The organism is Streptomyces sp. NBC_00252 (assembly GCF_036187565.1).
In the GTDB taxonomy this organism is placed as follows: domain Bacteria; phylum Actinomycetota; class Actinomycetes; order Streptomycetales; family Streptomycetaceae; genus Streptomyces.
Genome location: NZ_CP108087.1, coordinates 2836222 through 2857043, shown reverse-complemented (window position 1 = coordinate 2857043; position 20822 = coordinate 2836222). Strand labels below are relative to the sequence as shown.

At 68.9% G+C, this 20822-nt stretch carries 16 protein-coding genes; 13 read left to right on the top strand and 3 right to left on the bottom strand.

Annotated features, from left to right (window positions below; translation table 11 throughout):
- The first annotated feature begins 250 nt into the window (after positions 1-250).
- From OHT77_RS12130 to OHT77_RS12115, 4 genes are all read left to right on the top strand, one after another.
- Positions 251-1708 carry an aminotransferase class III-fold pyridoxal phosphate-dependent enzyme gene (locus tag OHT77_RS12130; protein ID WP_328828298.1) on the top strand — a complete coding sequence of 486 codons (1458 nt, stop codon included), beginning with the start codon at positions 251-253 and terminating at the stop codon, positions 1706-1708.
- A 163-nt stretch (positions 1709-1871) separates the two neighbouring features.
- Complete coding sequence (locus OHT77_RS12125) at positions 1872-4145, top strand: IucA/IucC family protein (protein ID WP_328828297.1); 2274 nt, start codon at positions 1872-1874, stop codon at positions 4143-4145.
- Positions 4146-4294: 149 nt separating this feature from the next.
- A complete protein-coding gene (locus OHT77_RS12120; protein WP_443047991.1) occupies positions 4295-5080 on the top strand; it encodes a GNAT family N-acetyltransferase in 786 nt (261 codons plus the stop codon).
- A 396-nt stretch (positions 5081-5476) separates the two neighbouring features.
- Positions 5477-7501 (top strand): ATP-dependent DNA helicase, encoded by a 2025-nt coding sequence (locus tag OHT77_RS12115; RefSeq protein ID WP_328828296.1) that lies wholly within the window; start codon positions 5477-5479, stop codon positions 7499-7501.
- A gap of 139 nt (positions 7502-7640) precedes the next feature.
- Here the strand turns inward: OHT77_RS12115 and lexA are convergent, their stop codons facing one another.
- Entirely contained in the window at positions 7641-8420 is a 780-nt protein-coding gene (gene lexA, locus OHT77_RS12110) for a transcriptional repressor LexA (protein WP_026151025.1), read from the bottom strand.
- A gap of 565 nt (positions 8421-8985) precedes the next feature.
- Between lexA and nrdR the strand changes: the two genes are divergently transcribed.
- The 3 genes from nrdR (at position 8986) to OHT77_RS12095 (ending at position 13463) form a co-directional block, all read left to right on the top strand.
- A complete protein-coding gene (gene nrdR, locus OHT77_RS12105; RefSeq protein WP_266776797.1) occupies positions 8986-9537 on the top strand; it encodes a transcriptional regulator NrdR in 552 nt (183 codons plus the stop codon).
- Positions 9538-9702: 165 nt separating this feature from the next.
- Entirely contained in the window at positions 9703-12597 is a 2895-nt protein-coding gene (locus OHT77_RS12100) for a vitamin B12-dependent ribonucleotide reductase (RefSeq protein WP_328828294.1), read from the top strand.
- Between the two features lie 170 nt (positions 12598-12767).
- Entirely contained in the window at positions 12768-13463 is a 696-nt protein-coding gene (locus OHT77_RS12095) for a DUF6215 domain-containing protein (RefSeq protein ID WP_328828293.1), read from the top strand.
- A 19-nt stretch (positions 13464-13482) separates the two neighbouring features.
- Here the strand turns inward: OHT77_RS12095 and OHT77_RS12090 are convergent, their stop codons facing one another.
- The gene (locus OHT77_RS12090) at positions 13483-14016 is read right to left on the bottom strand and encodes a TerD family protein (RefSeq protein WP_328828292.1); all 534 of its coding nucleotides are present in this window, start codon (positions 14014-14016) and stop codon (positions 13483-13485) included.
- Between the two features lie 155 nt (positions 14017-14171).
- Between OHT77_RS12090 and OHT77_RS12085 the strand changes: the two genes are divergently transcribed.
- The 3 genes from OHT77_RS12085 to OHT77_RS12075 all read left to right on the top strand — a co-directional run bounded on the left by OHT77_RS12085 (position 14172) and on the right by OHT77_RS12075 (position 16533).
- The gene (locus OHT77_RS12085; RefSeq protein WP_328828290.1) at positions 14172-14777 is read left to right on the top strand and encodes a YdbC family protein; all 606 of its coding nucleotides are present in this window, start codon (positions 14172-14174) and stop codon (positions 14775-14777) included.
- Between the two features lie 169 nt (positions 14778-14946).
- The gene (locus OHT77_RS12080) at positions 14947-15606 is read left to right on the top strand and encodes a histidine phosphatase family protein (protein WP_266773222.1); all 660 of its coding nucleotides are present in this window, start codon (positions 14947-14949) and stop codon (positions 15604-15606) included.
- 12 nt (positions 15607-15618) lie between these two features.
- A complete protein-coding gene (locus OHT77_RS12075) occupies positions 15619-16533 on the top strand; it encodes an ADP-ribosylglycohydrolase family protein (RefSeq protein WP_328828289.1) in 915 nt (304 codons plus the stop codon).
- A gap of 210 nt (positions 16534-16743) precedes the next feature.
- Here the strand turns inward: OHT77_RS12075 and OHT77_RS12070 are convergent, their stop codons facing one another.
- Positions 16744-18297, bottom strand: a complete 1554-nt coding sequence (locus OHT77_RS12070; RefSeq protein WP_328828288.1) for an MFS transporter — start codon at positions 18295-18297, stop codon at positions 16744-16746.
- Between the two features lie 190 nt (positions 18298-18487).
- Between OHT77_RS12070 and OHT77_RS12065 the strand changes: the two genes are divergently transcribed.
- From OHT77_RS12065 to OHT77_RS12055, 3 genes are all read left to right on the top strand, one after another.
- The gene (locus OHT77_RS12065; protein WP_328828286.1) at positions 18488-19111 is read left to right on the top strand and encodes a TetR/AcrR family transcriptional regulator; all 624 of its coding nucleotides are present in this window, start codon (positions 18488-18490) and stop codon (positions 19109-19111) included.
- A gap of 82 nt (positions 19112-19193) precedes the next feature.
- Positions 19194-19895: a ribonuclease HII gene (locus OHT77_RS12060; protein WP_266773228.1), complete on the top strand. Its 702-nt coding sequence runs from the start codon at positions 19194-19196 to the stop codon at positions 19893-19895.
- A gap of 68 nt (positions 19896-19963) precedes the next feature.
- Positions 19964-20605: a hypothetical protein gene (locus tag OHT77_RS12055; RefSeq protein ID WP_328828285.1), complete on the top strand. Its 642-nt coding sequence runs from the start codon at positions 19964-19966 to the stop codon at positions 20603-20605.
- Positions 20606-20822: the final 217 nt, after the last annotated feature.

Here is a 20822-nt window from a genome sequence, read left to right as displayed (position 1 = left end):
TGGGGTGACGCGTGGCGGGTTCGAGGATGCGTCGGGTAGGGACTTGGCGGGTGACGGGTTTGGGGTTGTTGCCTCGGGTGGTGAGGCTGCGCGTGACGGGTGCGGGGGCGCCCCGGGTGGTGAGTCGGCAGATGAGGGGCGCGTGGATGTCCCAGGGCGTGAGCCGACGGGGGGCGCGCACGGGCACGTTCCGCGCCGTGAGCCGGTGCGTGACGGGTACGGGTACGGGAACGCTCCGCGCCGTGACCCGGTGCGTGACGGGTACGAGGGGATTCTGCGGCGGCACGCGGTGCGTGAGGCGGCGGCGCGGACTTACGCGCGGGCCCTTCCCATCGTGCCGGTACGGGCGCGCGGCCTGACCGTCGAGGGCGCGGACGGCCGCCGTTACCTGGACTGCGCCTCGGGCGGCGGCGCGCTGGCCCTCGGGCACAACCACCCCGTGGTCCTGGAAGCGATCCGCGGCGTCCTCGACTCGGGCGCCCCGCTGCACGCCTACGACCTCGCCACGCCCGTCAGGGACGACTTCGTCACCGAGCTGCTCCGCACGTTGCCGCCCGGACTCGCCGACCACGCCCGCGTGCGGTTCTGTGGACCTGCCGGTATCGACGCGGTCGAGGCCGCGCTCCAACTCGTCCGGGCCGCGACCGGCCGCACCGAGATCCTCGCCTTTGCCGGCGGCCAGCAGGGAGTGACCGCTGTCGTGCGTCAGGGGTCCGGGGACGCATTCGGCGCCCGCGCGGGGAGCCTTCCCGCCTCGCATGGCTGCCGCAGTCTGCCCGCCCCCGACGGCGTGTACGGCGGTGAACTGAGCTCCCTCTGGGCGGACTTCGCTCTCGATGCCCCTAAGTCCGGGTTGCTGAAACCCGCAGCTGTCATCCTCGAACCCGTCCAGGGCGACGGCGAAGTGATCCCGGCCCCCGACGACTGGATGCGGCGCATCCGGCACATCACCGCCACGCACTCCACCCCGCTGATTGTCGACGAGAGCGAGACCGGCGTCGGTCGAACCGGCGCCTTCTGGGCCGTCCAGCACAGTGGCGTCACGCCTGACGTGATGGTCCTCTCCAGGGCCATCGGCGGCAGCCTGCCTCTGTCCGTGATCGTCCACCGCAACGACCTCGACGTCGGCCAGCCCCGCGCCCACGCAATCGAGTTCCGCGGCAACCAACTGGCCATGGCCGCCGGCACCGCGACCCTCACATACGTCCGCGAGAACGACCTCGCCGGTCGCGCGGCCGACATCGGGGCGCGGATGCTGGGCCAACTCCGCCGTTTGGTCGCGGAGTTCGCGTGCGTGGGGGACGTGCGGGGATGGGGACTGATGATCGGGGTCGAGTTCGTGGGCAGGGAGGGAACGGGCACGGTAGTCGGATTGGGAGTGGGTGCTGCAGAGGTTGAGGGTGCCTTTGCCGGTGAGAGGGCGGTGACGGACCAAGGCACCTTTGCTGACGGGGTAGTTGGCCCCCGGCGCAGGAGCCCCTCGGCCCCTCCCCGCGCCGCCGAACTCGCCGCCGCAGTCCAACAGGAGTGCCTCCGCCGCGGCCTCATCGTCGAACTCGCCGGTCACCACGCAAACGTCGTACGCCTCCTCCCACCCCTCACGATCACCGACGAGCAGGCGGCTGCGGTCATCGACCGGCTGTACGGCGCGGTGGAGGCTGTCGCCGGTGGCCGGACCGGAGGTAGTGGTGGCGGCATTGGCGGTTAGACCCGTGTCCCGAGGCGACTGCTCCAGAGGGCGCAGCGCCTCCCAGACATCAACTCGACTGATCCCCAGAACCAGTTGCAGAAGAACCGAACTCAACGCCCACCAGAGCACCGGGACTCGACCCCACACGCTTCCCACTCCGAAACACCTCCGAGGAACAGTCTTGAACCCCACACCCACCCCTGACGGCAACTCCCACGAGGCCAGCCCTCACCACACGCAGTCCCTGACGGCGTCGGCGGCGTCGTCGGCCGAGTCCGTTCCTCGGCAGGAGCCCCGCAGCCCGGAAGTCGAGCGGCCCCAGAACCCGGAAGCGGAGCAGCCGCGCGGCACAACCTCCGACCTTCTGGAGCACCCCGACCCCCACACCGCCGCCCAGGCCGCGGCCGTCGAGAACCTCCTGCGCTGCTGGGTACGCGAAACGAACCTCCCCGCCCCCACCAACGGCACCCTCCACATCCCCCTCCCCGCCAGCGGCACAGCCCTACTCGCCCAGGTCCACTACTGGTCCCCGACGGGCTGGCACCGCTTCGGCCTTCCGTACCTGTCCACTGCTCCCTCCGACGCACCACCGGTCGACGCGGTGACCGTCGCGGCGTTGCTCGCCAGGGAGACGGTTGCGCGCGACGGCGGCTCCGGGACGGTCAGCGATATCGCGGACGGATCCTTCAAGGGAGAGGCGTCGCAAAAGGCTGGCTGCGATGCCGGGGCTGCTGGCGGATCGGCAAATTCCGCCGCTTGCCTGCCTGTTGACGAGCTGGTCGCAGCTACAGGGGCAACGGCATCGACAGCAGCACTGGCACCCGTACCGGACACGGGAACCGACCTCGTGGCCCGCGTGGCCGACTCCGTCCGCCGAACCGTCACCTTCATCACCGAACGCCGTGCCCACCCGGCCGACGATCCCGACCTCTTCCTCTCGGCGGAACAGGCTCTCCTGCTCGGACACCCTCTGCACCCGACCCCGAAGAGCCGCGAGGGCCTCTCCGACGCCGAAGCCCGCCTGTACTCACCGGAGTTGCGCGGCTCCTTCCCCCTGCACTGGCTGGCTGTCGCCCCTTCCGTACTCGCCACCGACTCGGCCTGGACCGAACGCGGCCGCCCTGTCCCCGCCGCCCATCTCACGGCCCGACTCGCCGGCCCCGAACTGCCTCTGCCGGAGGGCCACGCCGCCCTGCCCCTGCACCCCTGGCAGTGGCGCGAGATCCAACACCGAGCCGATGTCTCCGCTCTGCTCGATGCCGGTCTGCTCCGGGACCTCGGTACCCATGGCGCCCCGTGGCACCCCACCTCCTCCGTACGAACCGTCCACCAATCCGGCGCCCCCGCCATGCTCAAGTTGTCCTTGGGCCTCCGCATCACCAACTCCCGTCGTGAGAACCTCCGCAAAGAACTCCACCGCGGCGTCGAGGTACACCGCCTGCTGCGCACCGGCCTCTCCCAGCAGTGGCGCGCCGCCCACCCAGACTTCGACATCGTCCGCGACCCGGCGTGGCTGGCCGTCGACGCGTTGGCCGCGCTGGCCGGGTTGGACGAGTGCGGCACCGGCTCGGGGGAGCGTGGCGCGGGGCCAGGTACGCACGGGTTCCGCCTGGGCCACGGCAGTTCGGACCGTGGTGGCCGCGCTGAGCAGGATGCCCGCGTGCCCCTGGCCGGCATCGACGTGGTGATCCGGCACAACCCGTTCAGCCCGTCCGACGACGTCTCCTGCGTCGCCGGGTTCGTCTCACTTCGGCCGTACGCCCGCCGGAGCGCTGCCATCGAGGGACTGCCACCAACTCCGCACACCAGCCACCCCGCATCCGGCGCACCGCTGTTGCGGTCCCGTCTAGCTGAAGTCATCACGGACCTCGCCGCGCGGACCGGCCGACCACGCGGCGCGGTCGCCGCCGAGTGGTTCCTGCGCTATCTGGAGCAGGTCGTACGTCCCGTGCTGTGGCTGGACAGTGAGGCGGGCATCGCGCTGGAGGCGCACCAGCAGAACACGCTGCTTCTGCTGGACGGTGAAGGTTGGCCCGTAGGCGGCCGCTACCGCGACAACCAGGGCTACTACTTCCGCGAATCCCGACGCGCGGAACTCGACGCGCGGCTCCCCGGTATCGGTGAGCACAGCGACACCTTCGTCTCCGACGAGGTCACCGACGAACGCTTCGCGTACTACCTCGCCATCAACAACGTGCTCGGCCTCATCGGGGCGTTCGGCTCTCAACGCCTCGCCGACGAGCGGCTGTTGCTCTCTGCCTTCCGCCGCTTCCTGGTTGACGTGGCCACCTGTCCCGCCCGACTCCGCACCTCCTTGCCTGCCCGCCTTCTCGACTCACCCGTCCTGCGGTGCAAGGCCAACCTGCTGACCCGACTGCACGGCCTCGACGAACTCATCGGCCCGGTCGACACCCAGTCCGTCTACGTCACCATCGCGAACCCCCTTTCCTCCTGACCGCTACCGCTACCGCTACCGCCACCGTCGTTGGCTCCGGACGCCGCCGACTCCCTTTGAGCCCGGGCCTCACGAATCAATGCCGACCGTCCAACTCCCTTCGCCCCTAAGGAACATGACCCACCCCAACTCCTGAGAGGAGCGTGACTGTGTCTCCCATCGAAGCGAGCGCCGACTCCGTGGCCGTCCCGGGCTTTGACCCCGGCATTAGCCCGAGGGCATCGGCGAGTGCGAGCGCCAACCAGAGTCCAAGTAGGGACTGCGAGAACACCCTCAACCTCCGCTTGCCCGAGGAGTTCTTCGCGCTCTGCGCCGAGAAAGACCACCGCGCGCCCATGCCCGACCCAGCCGCCCATGGCGAGGCTGACCTCCTAGACCACATCGACGACTGGGGCCTAACTTCCACCCCCGCAGGCCCCTTCCACCTCCTCCCCGTCCACATCGAACGCGACCTCCCCCTAATCCACCGCTGGATGAACTACCCTGCAGTCGCAGAATTCTGGGAACTAGCCGGCCCTCAAGCTCTGACCGAGAACCACCTGCGCACCCAACTCACCGGCGACGGACGCAGCGTCCCCTGTCTCGGCGTGCTGGACGGCACCCCGATGAGCTACTGGGAGATCTACCGGGCGGACCTCGATCCCCTGGCCCGCCACTACCCCGCCCGACCCCACGACACCGGCATCCACTTGCTCATCGGCGACGACACCGACCGAGGACGAGGCCTGGGTGGCGGCCTGCTCCGGGCCGTCGCCGACCTCGTACTCGACAACCGCCCCGCCTGCGCCCGCATCCTCGCGGAACCAGACATCCGAAACACCCCTTCCGTAGCTGCTTTTCTGAGCGCCGGTTTTCGGTTCTCCGCCGAGGTCGACCTGCCCGACAAGCAGGCCGCCCTCATGGTCCGAGACCGTTCCCTGCGCGATCTGCTGTAGCGCCATGTGGCGAAGCCGTCACTTTTGGTACACCGGTCGGCCCGGTCCGGTTCCCACTTCGTCGGATCGGATTCCGATCAACGCGGCCCAGCCCTGAAGCCACCAGCCGACCGAAGCCGCAACGGAGCCGCGCAACCCGAACCCGCCGTATCCGCCCCACCCTGAAAAATCCGAGCCCACCCCACCGGACCCCACTTCGCCCCAGACCGGTCAACACCCCACCCGAACCGGTCCCACCCGAACCAAGCCAACAACCACCCCGATCCCCACCCGCCCCAATCTGATCCCCACCCGAACAAAACCCACCCCACCCCAGAGCTCACACCCCCCCATCCACCCCCGCCCCCCAGCCGTGATCACCCGGTTGTCAGTCCCGCCCCGTAGGGTGGTCGCGCTATGACGAAGCCCTCACTCCCCGAACTCCTGCATGCTGCCGTCACTGCCGTCGGCGGTTCGGAGCGCCCCGGCCAGGTGACCATGGCCGAAGCCGTCGCGGAGGCGATCGACGACGGTTCCCATCTGCTAGTCCAGGCAGGCACCGGCACCGGAAAGTCGCTCGGCTACCTCGTGCCCGCGCTCGCGCACGGGGAGCGTGTGGTCGTCGCGACCGCCACCCTCGCGCTCCAGCGCCAGCTGGTGGAGCGCGACCTGCCCCGCACGGTCGACGCACTACACCCCCTGCTGCGCCGCCGTCCCCAGTACGCGATGCTCAAGGGCAGGTCGAACTACCTGTGCCTGCACCGCCTCCACGAGGGCATGCCCCAGGACGAGGAGGAGGGCCTCTTCGACCAGTTCGAGGCGGCCGCCCCCACCAGCAAGCTGGGCCAGGACCTCCTACGGCTGCGCGACTGGACGGACGGGACCGAGACCGGCGACCGGGACGACCTGACACCCGGAGTCTCCGACCGAGCGTGGGCGCAGGTGTCGGTCTCCTCCCGCGAATGCCTGGGCGCCCAGAAGTGCGCCTACGGAGCGGAGTGTTTCGCCGAGATGGCCCGTGAGCGGGCCAAGCTCGCCGAGGTCGTCGTCACCAACCACGCGCTGCTCGCGATCGACGCCATCGAAGGCGCCCCCGTCCTCCCGCAGCACGAGGTGCTGATCGTCGACGAGGCGCACGAACTGGTCTCGCGCGTCACCGGAGTGGCCACCGGCGAGCTCACCCCCGGCCAGGTCAACCGCGCGGTGCGCCGCGCCGCGAAGCTGGCCAACGAGAAGGCCGCCGATCAGCTCCAGACCGCCGCCGAGGGCTTCGAGCGGCTGATGGAGCTCGCCCTGCCGGGCCGCCTGGAGGAGATCCCGGAGGACCTCGGTTACGCCCTCATGGCGCTGCGCGACGCCTGCCGTACGGTCATCTCCGCGATCGGCGCCACCCGTGACAAGTCCGTGCAGGACGAGGACGCGGTCCGCAAACAGGCGCTGGCCTCCGTGGAGAGCGTGCACGACGTGGCGGAGCGGATCACCAACGGCTCCGAGTGGGACGTCGTCTGGTACGAACGCCACGACCGTTTCGGTGCTTCTCTGCGCGTCGCCCCCATGTCGGTGTCGGGCCTCCTGAGGGAGAAGCTCTTCACGGACCGTTCGGTGACCCTGACCTCCGCGACCCTGAAGCTCGGCGGCGACTTCAACGGCGTCGGGGCGTCCCTTGGGCTCGCCCCCGAGGGAACGGCAGGCGAGGATCTGCCGCAGTGGAAGGGTGTCGACGTGGGCTCGCCCTTCGACTACCCGAAGCAGGGCATCCTGTACGTCGCCAAGCACCTCGCACGCCCCGCGCGGGACGGCGATCGGGCCGACATGCTGGACGAGCTGACGGAGCTGATCCAGGCGGCCGGCGGTCGCACCCTGGGCCTCTTCTCCTCGATGCGGGGCGCCCAACTCGCGGCCGAGGAACTGCGCTCCCGCATCCCGGAGTACCCGATCCTGCTCCAGGGCGAGGAGACGCTCGGCGAGCTGATCAAGAACTTCGCGGCCGACCCGAAGACGTGCCTCTTCGGCACGCTGTCGCTCTGGCAGGGCGTCGATGTCCCTGGGGCGAGCTGTCAGCTGGTCGTCATGGACAAGATCCCGTTCCCGCGCCCGGACGACCCGCTGATGAGCGCCCGCCAGAAGGCAGTCGAGGACGCCGGAGGCAACGGCTTCATGGCGGTGGCCGCCACACACGCGGCGCTCCTGATGGCCCAGGGAGCCGGCCGTCTCGTCCGTGCGTCGGGCGACCGGGGCGTGGTCGCCGTCCTCGACCAGCGGCTGGCAACGGCTCGCTACGGCAGCTATCTCAAGGCGTCGCTGCCCGACTTCTGGTACACCACGGACCGCAACCAGGCACGGAGGTCGCTGGCCGCGATCGACGCGAAGGCGAAGCAGGAAGAAGCCGAATCGGCAAAGAAGGAAGCCGAACCGGCGAAGGAAGCAGCCGAACCGGCGTGATCCGGGAAGGGGTTGGTCCGGCGCCGCCGGGCCGGCCCACGGCTGTCCGGAGCCGGACAGCACAGGACCCCGGAACCGGCGCAGGGGTCCCGGGGTCCGGTCTGGGGGCGAGGTCGCTGGTGCCCGCCCGCCGCGGCCGTCACACGCGCCGCAGCACTGCCACCACCTTGCCGAGGATCGTCGCGTCGTCGCCGGGGATCGGCTCGTAGGCCGAGTTGTGCGGGAGGAGCCAGACGTGGCCGTCCTCGCGCTTGAAGCGCTTGACGGTGGCCTCGCCCTCGAGCATGGCGGCGACGATGTCGCCGTTCTCGGCGACCGGCTGGCGGCGCACGGTGACCCAGTCGCCGTCGCAGATCGCGGCCTCGATCATCGAGTCACCGACGACCTTCAGGACGAACAGCTCACCGTCACCGACCAGTTGGCGGGGGAGGGGGAAGACGTCCTCGACCGACTCCTCGGCGAGGATCGGGCCACCGGCGGCGATCCGGCCCACCAGAGGGACGTACGACGCGGCGGGCTTGCCCGCGGTGTCCGTGGGCTGCACCGACGAGGACTGGTCCGAACCGCGGACCTCGTACGCGCGCGGGCGGTGCGGGTCGCGGCGCAGGAAGCCCTTGCGCTCCAGTGCCATCAGCTGGTGTGCGACCGAGGATGTGCTGGACAGGCCCACGGCCTGGCCGATCTCGCGCATCGACGGCGGGTATCCCCGCCGCTGCACCGAGTCCCTGATGACCTCGATCACCCGGCGCTGCCGGTCCGTGAGCCCCGAGCTGTCCGCCCGGATACCGGGAGGTCGGCCCGGTAGGGAGCGCTTGTGTCCCTCGGGATTCGCGGCTTCGTTCATTGCATGCACCGGCTCGAGTCGGCCCTGGGAGCGATCCTGGGCAGTGATGGTGGCACTGTCTGCGGTGGTGGTCACGTCGGCCCCTCTCGATGGTCTCCCTGCTGGACAACGGTAGTTGCTTTCGAAAGGTTGCGCCAAACACACGTTCGAGTGAAAAAGTACAGATAGCCTGTCGCGATCATGCGTCTGGGTGTATGGCTAACGCGGCACCTGGTGGACAAAAGAGGTCATTGTTGTACTCTTCGCCGCCGGGGTGATGGCCTCGCGGGTTGTCGCCACAGTCTGCCACCCGGTGTCGCGGCAGTCGGGGGTCGGTCCCGTTCTGTGCGGGAGCCCCACGCCTCCTCCGTGCCGCGCTCACGGTATCTCCGTATGTGGCCTGGCGGTACGGCTGTGCGCCCGCGTGTTCGGGGCGACGGGATGGCCGTATGGCACATGCCAATACGGGTGCGACACGCGCGTGCGGCGTGTTTGTGTGAGCCAATCACCACATCTAGTGGTTGGATTGCTACAGCAGCCCAGAAGTTGTGGTCCCCCGGGTCTCCAGAGTCCCGGCCATCGCCTATGCTGGGGGCTGCTTCGAGAGGCCCAAGGGGTCTCACGAGGCTATTGAGTCTGCTGTGAGGGAGGGTTGGAGACCATGCACTGCCCCTTCTGCAGGCACCCCGACAGCCGTGTGGTCGACAGTCGAACGACCGACGACGGCACGTCGATCCGCCGGCGCCGCCAGTGCCCTGACTGCTCCCGTCGTTTCACGACTGTGGAGACGTGCTCGCTCATGGTGGTCAAGCGGTCCGGAGTCACCGAGCCTTTCAGTCGTACCAAGGTCATCAACGGTGTGCGCAAGGCATGCCAGGGACGGCCTGTCACCGAGGACGCACTCGCCCAGCTCGGCCAGCGGGTCGAAGAGGCGGTGCGGGCCACCGGAAGCGCCGAACTGACCACCCATGATGTCGGGCTGGCCATACTCGGCCCGTTGCAGGAGCTCGACCTCGTCGCCTATCTGCGATTCGCCTCCGTCTACAGGGCGTTCAACTCCCTTGAGGACTTCGAGGCCGCGATCGTGGAGCTGCGGGAAGCGACGCCAGGCCCCGCCGCGGACGACGAAGACGCGGTATCGGGGAGCCAGGAAGACGACGGCGGGAGCGGGGGGACTGTTCAGGTTCCCGTGCCCGCCCACTCCGCCGACTGACCGACGGGCCGGAACCGGGCGGAGACCCCGGGTCCGGTCGGGCGGCGGCGTACCAGGACTTGTCGCGGAGCCATGAGCGTGTGGGCTGCCGGGACACCAGACAAACACTCTGCCACGGGAACATCGTGGCATTTTCAGGCGTTTTGGCCTGTAGAGGGAGGCGGCATGACAGAGACGGCGAGCGGTCCGGCACGAGGTTCCCGCGCGAAGGGCACCAAGGCCACCAAGGGACTGCGCATCGAGCGTATTCACACCACCCCCGGCGTGCATCCGTACGACGAGGTGGAGTGGGAGCGCCGTGACGTCGTCATGACCAACTGGCGCGACGGCTCGGTCAATTTCGAGCAGCGTGGCGTCGAGTTCCCCGCCGAATGGGCGGTGAACGCGGTCAACATCGTCACCAGCAAGTACTTCCGCGGTGCCGTGGGCACCCCGCAGCGCGAGGTGAGCCTCAAGCAGCTCATCGACCGCATCGTGAAGACGTATCGGAAGGCCGGTGAGGACTACAAGTACTTCGCCTCGCCCGCCGACGCCGAGATCTTCGAGCACGAGCTGGCGTACGCCCTCCTGCACCAGGTCTTCAGCTTCAACAGCCCCGTCTGGTTCAACGTCGGGACCCCGCAGCCCCAGCAGGTCTCGGCCTGCTTCATCCTGGCCGTCGACGACTCCATGGAGTCGATCCTCGACTGGTACAAGGAAGAGGGCATGATCTTCAAGGGCGGTTCCGGCGCCGGCCTGAACCTCTCGCGCATCCGCTCCTCCAAGGAGCTGCTCTCCTCCGGTGGCAACGCCTCGGGTCCGGTCTCCTTCATGCGCGGCGCCGACGCCTCCGCGGGCACCATCAAGTCCGGTGGCGCCACCCGCCGCGCGGCCAAGATGGTCATCCTGGACGTCGACCACCCCGACATCGAGGACTTCATCCAGACCAAGGTCAAGGAAGAAGAGAAGATCCGCGCCCTCCGTGACGCGGGCTTCGACATGGACCTGGGCGGCGACGACATCACGTCGGTGCAGTACCAGAACGCCAACAACTCGGTCCGCGTGAACGACACGTTCATGAAGGCCGTGGAGAACGGCGACAAGTTCGGCCTGACGTCCCGCATGACCGGTGAGGTCATCGAGGAGGTCGACGCCAAGCAGCTCTTCCGCAAGATGGCCGAGGCCGCCTGGGCCTGCGCCGACCCGGGCATCCAGTACGACGACACCATCAACCAGTGGCACACGTGCCCGGAGTCCGGCCGTATCAACGGCTCGAACCCGTGCAGCGAGTACATGCACCTGGACAACACGTCCTGCAACCTTGCCTCGCTGAACCTGATGAAGTTCCTCAAGGACGACGGCAAGGGCAACCAGTCCTTCGAGGTCGAGCGCTTCGCCAAGGTCGTCGAGCTCGTCATCACGGCGATGGACATCTCCATCTGCTTCGCGGACTTCCCGACGCAGAAGATCGGCGAGAACACGCGCGCGTTCCGCCAGCTCGGCATCGGCTACGCCAACCTCGGCGCCCTGCTGATGGCGACGGGCCACGCGTACGACTCCGACGGCGGCCGTGCCCTCGCCGGTGCCATCACCTCCCTGATGACCGGCACGTCGTACAAGCGCTCCGCCGAACTCGCCGCGGTCGTCGGCCCGTACGACGGCTACGCCCGCAACGAGCAGCCGCACCTGCGCGTCATGAAGCAGCACTCCGACGCCAACGCCGTGGCCCCGCGCGCGGACGACCTGGACACCCCGATCTGGGCCGCCGCCACGGAGGCCTGGCAGGACACGCTGCGCCTCGGCGAGAAGAACGGTTTCCGTAACTCGCAGGCGTCCGTCATCGCCCCGACCGGCACCATCGGTCTCGCGATGTCCTGTGACACCACCGGACTTGAGCCCGACCTCGCCCTGGTCAAGTTCAAGAAGCTGGTCGGCGGCGGCTCGATGCAGATCGTCAACGGCACCGTCCCGCAGGCCCTGCGTCGCATGGGCTACCAGGAGGAGCAGATCGAGGCGATCGTCGCCCACATCGCCGACAACGGCAATGTGATCGACGCCCCGGGCCTCAAGCAGGAGCACTACGAGGTCTTCGACTGCGCCATGGGCGAGCGCTCCATCTCCGCGATGGGCCACGTCCGCATGATGGCCGCGATCCAGCCCTGGATCTCCGGCGCGCTCTCCAAGACGGTCAACCTGCCGGAGACGGCGACCGTCGAGGACGTCGAAGAGGTCTACTTCGAGGCGTGGAAGCTGGGCGTCAAGGCGCTCGCGATCTACCGCGACAACTGCAAGGTCGGCCAGCCCCTCTCCGCGAAGACCAAGGAGAAGGAGAAGGCCGAGGTCACCGCCAAGGCCGAGGACACCATCCGTACCGCGGTCGAGAAGGTCGTCGAGTACCGCCCCGTCCGCAAGCGTCTCCCCAAGGGCCGCCCGGGCATCACGACCTCCTTCACGGTCGGCGGCGCCGAGGGCTACATGACCGCCAACTCCTACCCGGACGACGGTCTCGGCGAGGTCTTCCTGAAGATGTCGAAGCAGGGTTCCACCCTCGCGGGCATGATGGACGCCTTCTCGATCGCCGTCTCCGTGGGCCTGCAGTACGGCGTCCCCCTGGAGACATACGTCTCGAAGTTCACGAACATGCGCTTCGAGCCGGCCGGCATGACGGACGACCCGGACGTGCGGATGGCGCAGTCGATCGTCGACTACATCTTCCGTCGCCTGGCGCTCGACTTCCTGCCCTTCGAGACGCGCTCCGCACTCGGCATCCACTCCGCCGAGGAGCGTCAGCGTCACCTGGAGACCGGTTCGTACGAGCCGACCGAGGACGAGGTCGACGTCGAGGGCCTCGCCCAGTCGGCGCCGCGCGCCCAGGAGTTGAAGGCCGTGGCCGCGCCGAAGGCCGTCGCCGAGGCGGTCAAGCCCGCCCCGCAGCAGGCGCACACCAGCGCCGAACTGGTGGAGATGCAGCTGGGCATCCAGGCCGACGCCCCGCTCTGCTTCTCCTGCGGCACGAAGATGCAGCGGGCCGGTTCCTGCTACATCTGCGAGGGGTGTGGCTCGACCAGCGGCTGCAGCTGATCAAGAGCACCCGCTTGAAGTGAACTAGCTGGTCAGGGCGGTGAAGCCGGTATCCGGGCTTCACCGCCCTCAGCATGTCCGGCCCCCGGGCGAATCCGGTTTCCCAGCGGAACGATCAGCAGTTAATCTCCCTCGACGCGCATAGCGTGCGCACAGGGGAGGGTGGGGGCATGGTCGACAATTCAGTCGAGCCCGAAAAAGGTATGAGGGCGGGGGCCCAGGCGGTCGCGGCGGTGGTCGTGGTCGGGGGTGTCGTGGGCGGCATGTGGGGACTCGGGGGAGTCCTGCCGAAGACATCACAGGCAGACAGCAAACCGGCGACCTGCTCGGCGAGCACGGACAAGACCCTGCCGGCGAAGTACGTCTCGCCGACGCAACTCTGCACTGCACTGAACCGCTCGGACCTTCCGGTGCTCCTGGGGACCCCGGAAGAGCACGCGGAGACCGCGGGGGGCAGCGCTGGCTGGATGACACTGGCGGGCGGCACCAAGATCGCCAGTCCTGAGGCCGACGTCGACCTGAAGACGTACTCCGTGCGGCTTTCGGCGTCCTACGACGACATTCCCGTCGCCGCGGCGGCCCGGTACGTGGACTCGACCTCAGAGGTGAAGATGGTCCTGGGGCACCCGGCCGTCCTCTACTCGGACCGGACGATCGCCATCAGCTTCAACCTCGGGGGAGGCAAGGCCAGTACGGGCCCCGGGGGCATCGCCCGCAGCCTCCTGGTCTCCACGAGCGCCAAGGACGACGGCGACTCCTTCGAGATATCCATCTGGCGTCAGGACGACGTGCCGCCCGACGACCAGGCGCTGTTCCGCATCGCCGAGGAGGTGCTGCCGACGGTCCCGGGCTGGACCGCCGGCTGACGAGCCGTCCGCGACGGGCTCAGGGCTGCTGCGCCCGGCCCATCGTCCTGGTGAAGGTCGCGGGGTCGTCCTCGAAGCCCCGGATGCCGGGATGGAAGTCCCAGCTCCCGGAGTCGTCGCGGACGAACTCCCCGACCGTCGCCGCCGTAGCACCGAGGACGTCACCGAAGTCGTCCTCGGTGAGGACGGTGTACCCCTCGCGGATGCGCAGCTTCGGGTTGAGCACATTGACGAACGTGCGGTGGGCGACCCGCTGTTGGATGACGACACCGACCACCACGCGCGCGTACCGCTCGGAGAGTCGGTCTAGCTCCAGTGTCATGACCTCGTCCCAGCCGAAGCCCTTGCCGTCCTTGCTGTCCCGGTTGAGATAGATGGTGCCATCGGGGGAGCGGCTGTCGAAGTGCACCGCGTACGCGGGAGCACCGTACAGATCGCCCGCCACATACGTGGTGGCGACGATGTCCAGATCGACGGGCGGCTGCCCGGTGGGACTCGGATCCCACTGGAGCCCGACTTCGGCCTTGCGGATCCCCTTGCTGAGGCCGTTCACCACAGTTCCCCTTCCCCGTTCGCCTCGAACGCGCGCCCCAACTACCGGGCGATCAACGTGCGTTGTCCATCGTGCCACGCGCGCGGGGGCGTATGCGCCGACGATCTCAGCCGGAGCGTGACCGGCGCCACGCTCCGTGGCCTTACGATGGCGCGGTGCTGGTCAAGTGGATTCGCTGCACCGTGGTGGACCGCCGCGGCTTCGAGCGCGGGCAGCGAAAGTGGGCGGGGCTTCTGGGGGAGCCGGGATTTCGGGGACAGGGGGGAGGCTGGAGCAGAGCGCGGCCAGGAGTGGCGCACACCTTCGCGTTCTGGGAAAGCCGTGCCTTCTACGACTCCTTCATGGCCCGATCCCACGACCGGCTGGCGTCGGCCCAGGTGGGCACCTTCAAGGACGCGCAGGTCAAGCTGTTCGACCACCGCTTCGACGTGAAGACCGGCTTCGAGCCGCGCTTCACCGACGCCGACCTGGTGCGGGTCGCCCTGTGCCGTGTCCACGAGGAGCGCGCGGAGCACTTCACGCTGATGCAGGAGAAGGTCTGGAACCCGGCGATGGCCGGTTCCCCCGGCATGCTCCGCGGGCTGTTCGGCGAGGCCCCGGGACACGAGTTCATGGTGCTGTCCATGTGGCAGTCGGCCGCAGAGCACGGCAAATACCGCACCGAGCGGGTCGAGCGGCTCGCCCTGCGGGCCCAGATCGAGGCGGACATCGATTCCCTCACCGGGGACATCGTGCAACTGGAACCGTCATGGACGGTTTGAAATCCAAACTGACGCCATAGGTGTCCCACTCTGTGAACCGGCGTCACCGGCGTCCCTCTGTGTGAATCGTGCGCCCCTATGTGGTCCATCGGGCCCAATTCGTGTGACCTACGCCGTATGGAGCCCGTACGAGTGCTCGATATGCCGTCACTCGATCTAGGGTTTTGGCATGGCACGACCACGGCGCATCGTCCTTGTCCGGCACGGCGAGTCAACGGGCAATGTTGATGACACTGTGTACGAGCGTGAACCCGACCATTCCCTGGCGCTGACCGACCAGGGCTGGCTCCAGGCGGAGGAGACCGGCAAACGGCTGCGGGAGGTGTTCGGCCGCGAGCGCATCAGCGTGTACGTCTCCCCGTACCGCCGCACGCACGAGACCTTCCGCGCCTTCCACCTCGATCCCGACCTCGTCCGCGTACGCGAGGAACCCCGGCTGCGTGAGCAGGACTGGGGGAACTGGCAGGACCGGGACGACGTACGCCTCCAGAAGGCCTACCGGGACGCCTACGGGCACTTCTTCTACCGCTTCGCCCAGGGCGAGTCCGGAGCCGACGTCTACGACCGGGTGGGCGGCTTCCTGGAGAGCCTCTACCGCAGCTTCGAGGCCCCCGACCACCCGCCGAACGTGCTCCTCGTGACGCACGGCCTGGCGATGCGGCTGTTCTGCATGCGCTGGTTCCACTGGACGGTCGCGGAGTTCGAGTCGCTGTCGAATCCGGGGAACGCCGAGATGCGGATGCTCGTTCTCGGAGAGGACGGCCGGTACGCGCTGGACCGGCCTTTCGACAGCTGGCGGGACCCGGAGCCGTACGGGATCACCGGATAGGGTGGCCCACCGATGACCTCTGACTCCTCTTCCGACTCTTCTGCCGGGCGCCTGGATCGCGCCCTTGCCAGCCTGCGTGGACTCGCCGTGGGCGACGCGCTCGGCTCCCAGTTCTTCGTCCCCGCCAACTACCCGCTGCTCAAGCGCCGCGAACTGCCCCCGGATCTCTGGCAGTGGACCGACGACACGGAAATGGCCTGCTCCGTGGTCGCCGTCCTGGCCGCCCACCGCCGTATCGACCAGGACGCCCTGGCGCACTCCTTCGCCGAGCACCACGACTTCGACCGCGGCTACGGCCCGGCGGTCAACCGACTGTTGCGCCTCGTCCGCGAGGGCGGTGACTGGCGTGAACTGTCCGCCGCCCTCTTCGACGGACGGGGGTCATGGGGCAACGGCGCGGCGATGCGGATCGCACCCCTGGGCGCCTGGTACGCCGACGACCCCGAGCAGGCCACCCACCAGGCCGAGATCTCGGCCTACCCCACGCACCAGCACCGCGAGGCCGTGGTCGGCGCCATGGCCGTCGCCGCGGCCGCCGCACTGGCCGCAGCCCCTGGCGGCCCGCCCAGCGCCGAGGCACTCCTCGACGGCGTCATCGCACTCGTCCCGAAGAGCGCCGTCGGCGCGGGCCTGCGCCGCGCCCGGGACATGCTCGACTACGCCGATCCGGGCACCGTCGCGGCCGTCCTGGGCTGCGGACGCCGTACATCAGCTCACGACACGGTGCCCTTCGCGCTCTGGTCGGCCGCGCGCGGCCTCAGCGACTATGAGCGGGCGTTCTGGGACACCGCCCAGGTCGGCGGAGACGTGGACACCACCTGCGCCATCGTGGGCGGTGTGATCGCCGGCGGGAAGGCCGGGGCGCCGCCCGCGGGGTGGCTGGAGCGGACGGAGGCGCTGCCGGGCTGGGCTCTGGCGTCAATCTGACGTTCTGAACTCCCGACCCGGGTAGCGCCGCCCGCATCCGGTCGAAACTCTCTGTGTTTTTCGGGAACTCTCCGTGACCGTCCGGCCGTTGTCGTGGCAGTCGCTGTGCGAGACACGAGTCCGCGCAGGCACCGCACGACAGGTACGGGGGTGGTCATGAGGTGGTTTTCGCTGGTGCCGGTCGGCCGGACCTCGACGGGGTCCGGCCGGTCAGCCCGCCGCTGCCCCCGCGCCTGCCGTGCCCGCGAGGGCTTCGAGGTCGCTCTTGCGCACCCGGATCACGAACCAGGCGGTGACCAGGGCGAGCGCTGCCATCGCGGCGGCCGGGACGAAGGCCGTCGAGATGCCGTGTGCGAGCACTTCGTTGCCCCAAGGTGCGGGCAGTCGATGCGTCTTGGCGAACTCCGCCTTCTGCTGCGCCGAGCCGTCGGTCATGAACTTCGGCAGCTGCTTCTTCAGTTCGTCCCGGCTGGCCGATCCGAACACCGTGGTCAGGATGGACAGACCGAGCGAACCACCCACCTGCTGCGTGGTGTTGAGCAGGGCGGAGGCCGCGCCCGCCTCGTGCGGGGGGACACCGGAGACGGCGGTCACTGTCAGGGTCACGAAGTTCAGGCCCATGCCGAAGGCGAACACCAGCATCGGGCCGAGCACTCCGCCGACGTACGAGCTGTCCGGCCTGATGAAGCTCTCCCAGATCAGCCCGATCACCGTGAGCGTCGAGCCGATCAGCATGAGCGGGCGCGGTCCGAGCACCGGCAGGAACCGCTGGGACAGACCCGCGCCGGCCCCGATCGCCACCGTCAGCGGGAGGAAGGCGAGACCTGCCTGGATCGGGCTGTACTCCAGCACGTTCTGCACGAAGAGCACGATGTAGAAGAACATGCCGAACATCGCGGCGGTCAGGGTCAGCATGATCACGTACGTGCCCGACCGATTGCGGTCGGCGAACATCTTGAGCGGGGTGATCGGCTCCTTGGCCCGGGACTCGATGAGCCCGAAGGCCAGCAGCAGGACGATGGCCGCGGCGAAGGACCCGATGGTCACGCCGTTGCTCCACCCCTTGTCCGCCGCGTGGATGAAGCCGAAGACGAGGGTCGCCATGCCCGCAGTCGAGGTCAGCGCGCCCGCGATGTCGAACCGGCCGGTGATCCGTTCGGACTCGCTGATGTAGATCGGCGCGAGCACGGCGATCAGCACGCCGATCGGGACGTTGACGAAGAGCACCCAGCGCCAGTTGAGCCACTCCGTGAGCATGCCGCCCGCGAGCAGACCGAGCGCGCCGCCGCCCGCCGAGACAGCGGCGAAGACCCCGAACGCCTTGTTCCGCTCCGGGCCTTCGGGGAACGTGGTGGTGATGAGGGCCAGCGAGGTCGGCGACGCGATCGCACCTCCGGCGCCCTGCAGGACGCGGGCGGCGAGCAACTGCCAGGGTTCCTGGGCGAGTCCGCCGAGCAGCGAGGCGAAGGTGAAGAGCAGGATGCCGGTCATGAAGACCCGGCGTCGGCCGAGGATGTCGCCGGCCCGGCCGCCGAGCAGCAGCAGACCGCCGAAGGTGAGCGTGTAGGCACTCACGACCCAGGTGAGGTCGGTGGTGCTGAAACCGAGTGCCACTTGAATGTGCGGGAGGGCGATGTTCACAATCGTGCCGTCGAGTACCACCATGAGTTGGCAGGCCGCGATGACTGTGAGCGCGATACCGGGATATCCCTCCCGACGGGCCGCCCCCGGTTTCGGGGTTTCGATCGACTGAGAGGTTGTCACGATGGGTCCCCCACAAGTCCGTTAGTGAACGCCAGCGTTCACTGTCGCGACAACGGTAGTGAGTCCCGGACAGTGAACGCAAGCGTTCACTTAAGCCGTCTTCGTGCGGCCCGGAACCCTGGCCGGCGCCGCATGTCCTGTTCTCGTTCCTCGAACATCCCGTTCACCCCTGCTCGCTGGAGACACTCAGATGGTTACCTCGGGCGGGACGGCCGCCGCCGTTCCGACGGCCTCCCTCCGCCGCCGCGGCGCCGTGCTCGAACGCGCGATCCTGGACGCCGCGTTGGACCAACTCGGCACGGTCGGATGGAACGCCCTCACGATGGAGGGTGTCGCCGCGGGTGCCCAGACCGGCAAGGCGGCGGTCTACCGGCGCTGGTCGTCCAAGGAGGACCTCGTCGCGGACGCGCTGCAGGCGGGGCTACCGGGGCTGAGCGAGGCGCCCGACCTCGGCACCGTGCGCGAGGACCTGCTGGCGTTGTGCGTGCAGGCGCGCGACGCGATGTATTCGCGCCCCGGGTACGCCCTGCGCTCCGTGATTCACGAATGCGACACCGCACAGGCGGAGCGCTTCCATGGCGTGATCTTCGAAGGGGTCGTGGAGCCCACGATCCGACTGCTCGGCGAAGTGATCAACCGCGGAATCGAGCGGGGCGAGGTCCGCGCCGACGCCTCCAACAGCTACGTCCTGGACGCCATCCCGGCGATGATGATGTACCGCTCGAAGATGTGCGGCAGCGAATGGCCGGACCGCGACCTCGAGGAAATGATCGACCAGTTGATGCTTCCGCTGCTCCGGCCAGGCGGTGCGTGAAGCAGGAAGGGAGCGGCCCGGGAGAGGCTCGCGGAAGGCTGGGTGTCGCGAGGGGTTCCGGGCGGCGTAGGCTGATCCCGCCATGCCGTACGAAGCACCCACTCACACCGTCGAGCGCTCACTCCGCGCCACGACCGGGGCCAAGATCATTGCCGGCGTCGACGAAGTGGGGCGCGGCGCGTGGGCCGGCCCCGTCACCGTCTGCGCGGCGGTCACCGGACTGCGCCGACCCCCTGAAGGCCTCACCGACTCCAAGCTCATCGCGGTCAGACGACGCACCGAACTCGCCGAGCAACTCCGCAAGTGGGTCACGGCGTACGCCCTCGGACACGCCTCCCCGGAGGAGATCGACGACCTCGGGATGACGGCTGCGCTGCGGCTCGCCGCGGTGCGTGCCCTGGAGGCCTTGCCCGTTCGCCCCGACGCGGTCATCCTCGACGGTAAGCACGATTACCTGGGGGCCCCATGGCGGGTTCGTACGGTGATCAAGGGCGACCAGTCGTGTGTGGCGGTCGCGGCCGCTTCCGTCATCGCCAAGGTTCAGCGCGACAAAATGATGGCCGAACTGGGCATCGACCATGCAGACTTCGCTTTCGCGGCCAACGCCGGGTATCCCTCTCCCGTGCACAAGGCCGCACTGGAGGAGCGGGGCCCCACCCCGTACCACCGGTTGTCGTGGGCGTATCTTGATGCGCTGCCCCAGTGGCGGCACCTCAAGAAGGCCCGCAGTTGGGCGGAGGGAAACGTTCCGGAGATCGAGGGCCAGCTCGGCTTCGACTTCTGACCGTTCCGCTCGCACTCATGTGCCACCCGCTGCCGCAAACCGCACCAGCGTTTGATAAAAATCAGCTCATGCCTCTCATTCCCGAGGAGCCTCAGATTCACGAGAGTGCCCAGGGTCCCAGCGCCACTCCGGCCAGCAGCCGTGTCGCGCCGACCCCCCGCCCTGTTCCCGGTCCCCGCCCCGCGGCTCCGTCACGTCCCGGTCGTCCCGGCCCCCTGCGGCCGACGGCGCCGGCGCAACGTACGCCGCGCGACGTGGCCGTGGCCAAGCCCGGACCCTCGGGTCCGGCTGTTCCCGCCTCCTCCGACACGGCTGTGGCTACCCCGCAGATCCAGCTCATCCCGGCCTCGGCCGAGGGCGCGCTGGACGCTGCCGAGGAAGCCGTGGACCTGCTCCTGGAGTCGGGTCGTGCCCCCGGTGACGTGCTGGTGATCACCACCGGCCAGCCGCACCCGTGGGCCGCCCACGAACTGTCCTTCGGTGAAGCCTCCTACTGGGCGCAGCACGACGCGCGCGACGACGTCTTCTACGCGGACGCCGCCGTCGCGGGCCGGGCGGCTTCCCGTCCGGTCGTCGTGGTCGCCGTCAACGGGGGCCCCGCCGCCGTTGCCACCACCACCCTGCCCCTGGCCCTCGGCCGGGCCGGCGCCCTGCTGATCGTCTGCGGTGACCCGCAGGAGATCAACTCGGTGCTGGGCGCGGGCGTCTGAGCCTTCCGGGAACTCCGGGAGGCTTCAGCACGGCGACGGCGGTCAGGTGAACGCCGTCGCGGCGGTCTGTGCACGGTGAGGCCTTCGGCGTGCGCGGAATTCGGCGAAACGTGCCCTCTATAGGGGCACGTCGGGACGAGAACGTAAGTGAGCCCCCATAGGGGGCCGGCTCAGCACTTGAGTCGTACCGCCGTACGGTCCGGGCGCGAGGCCCGGA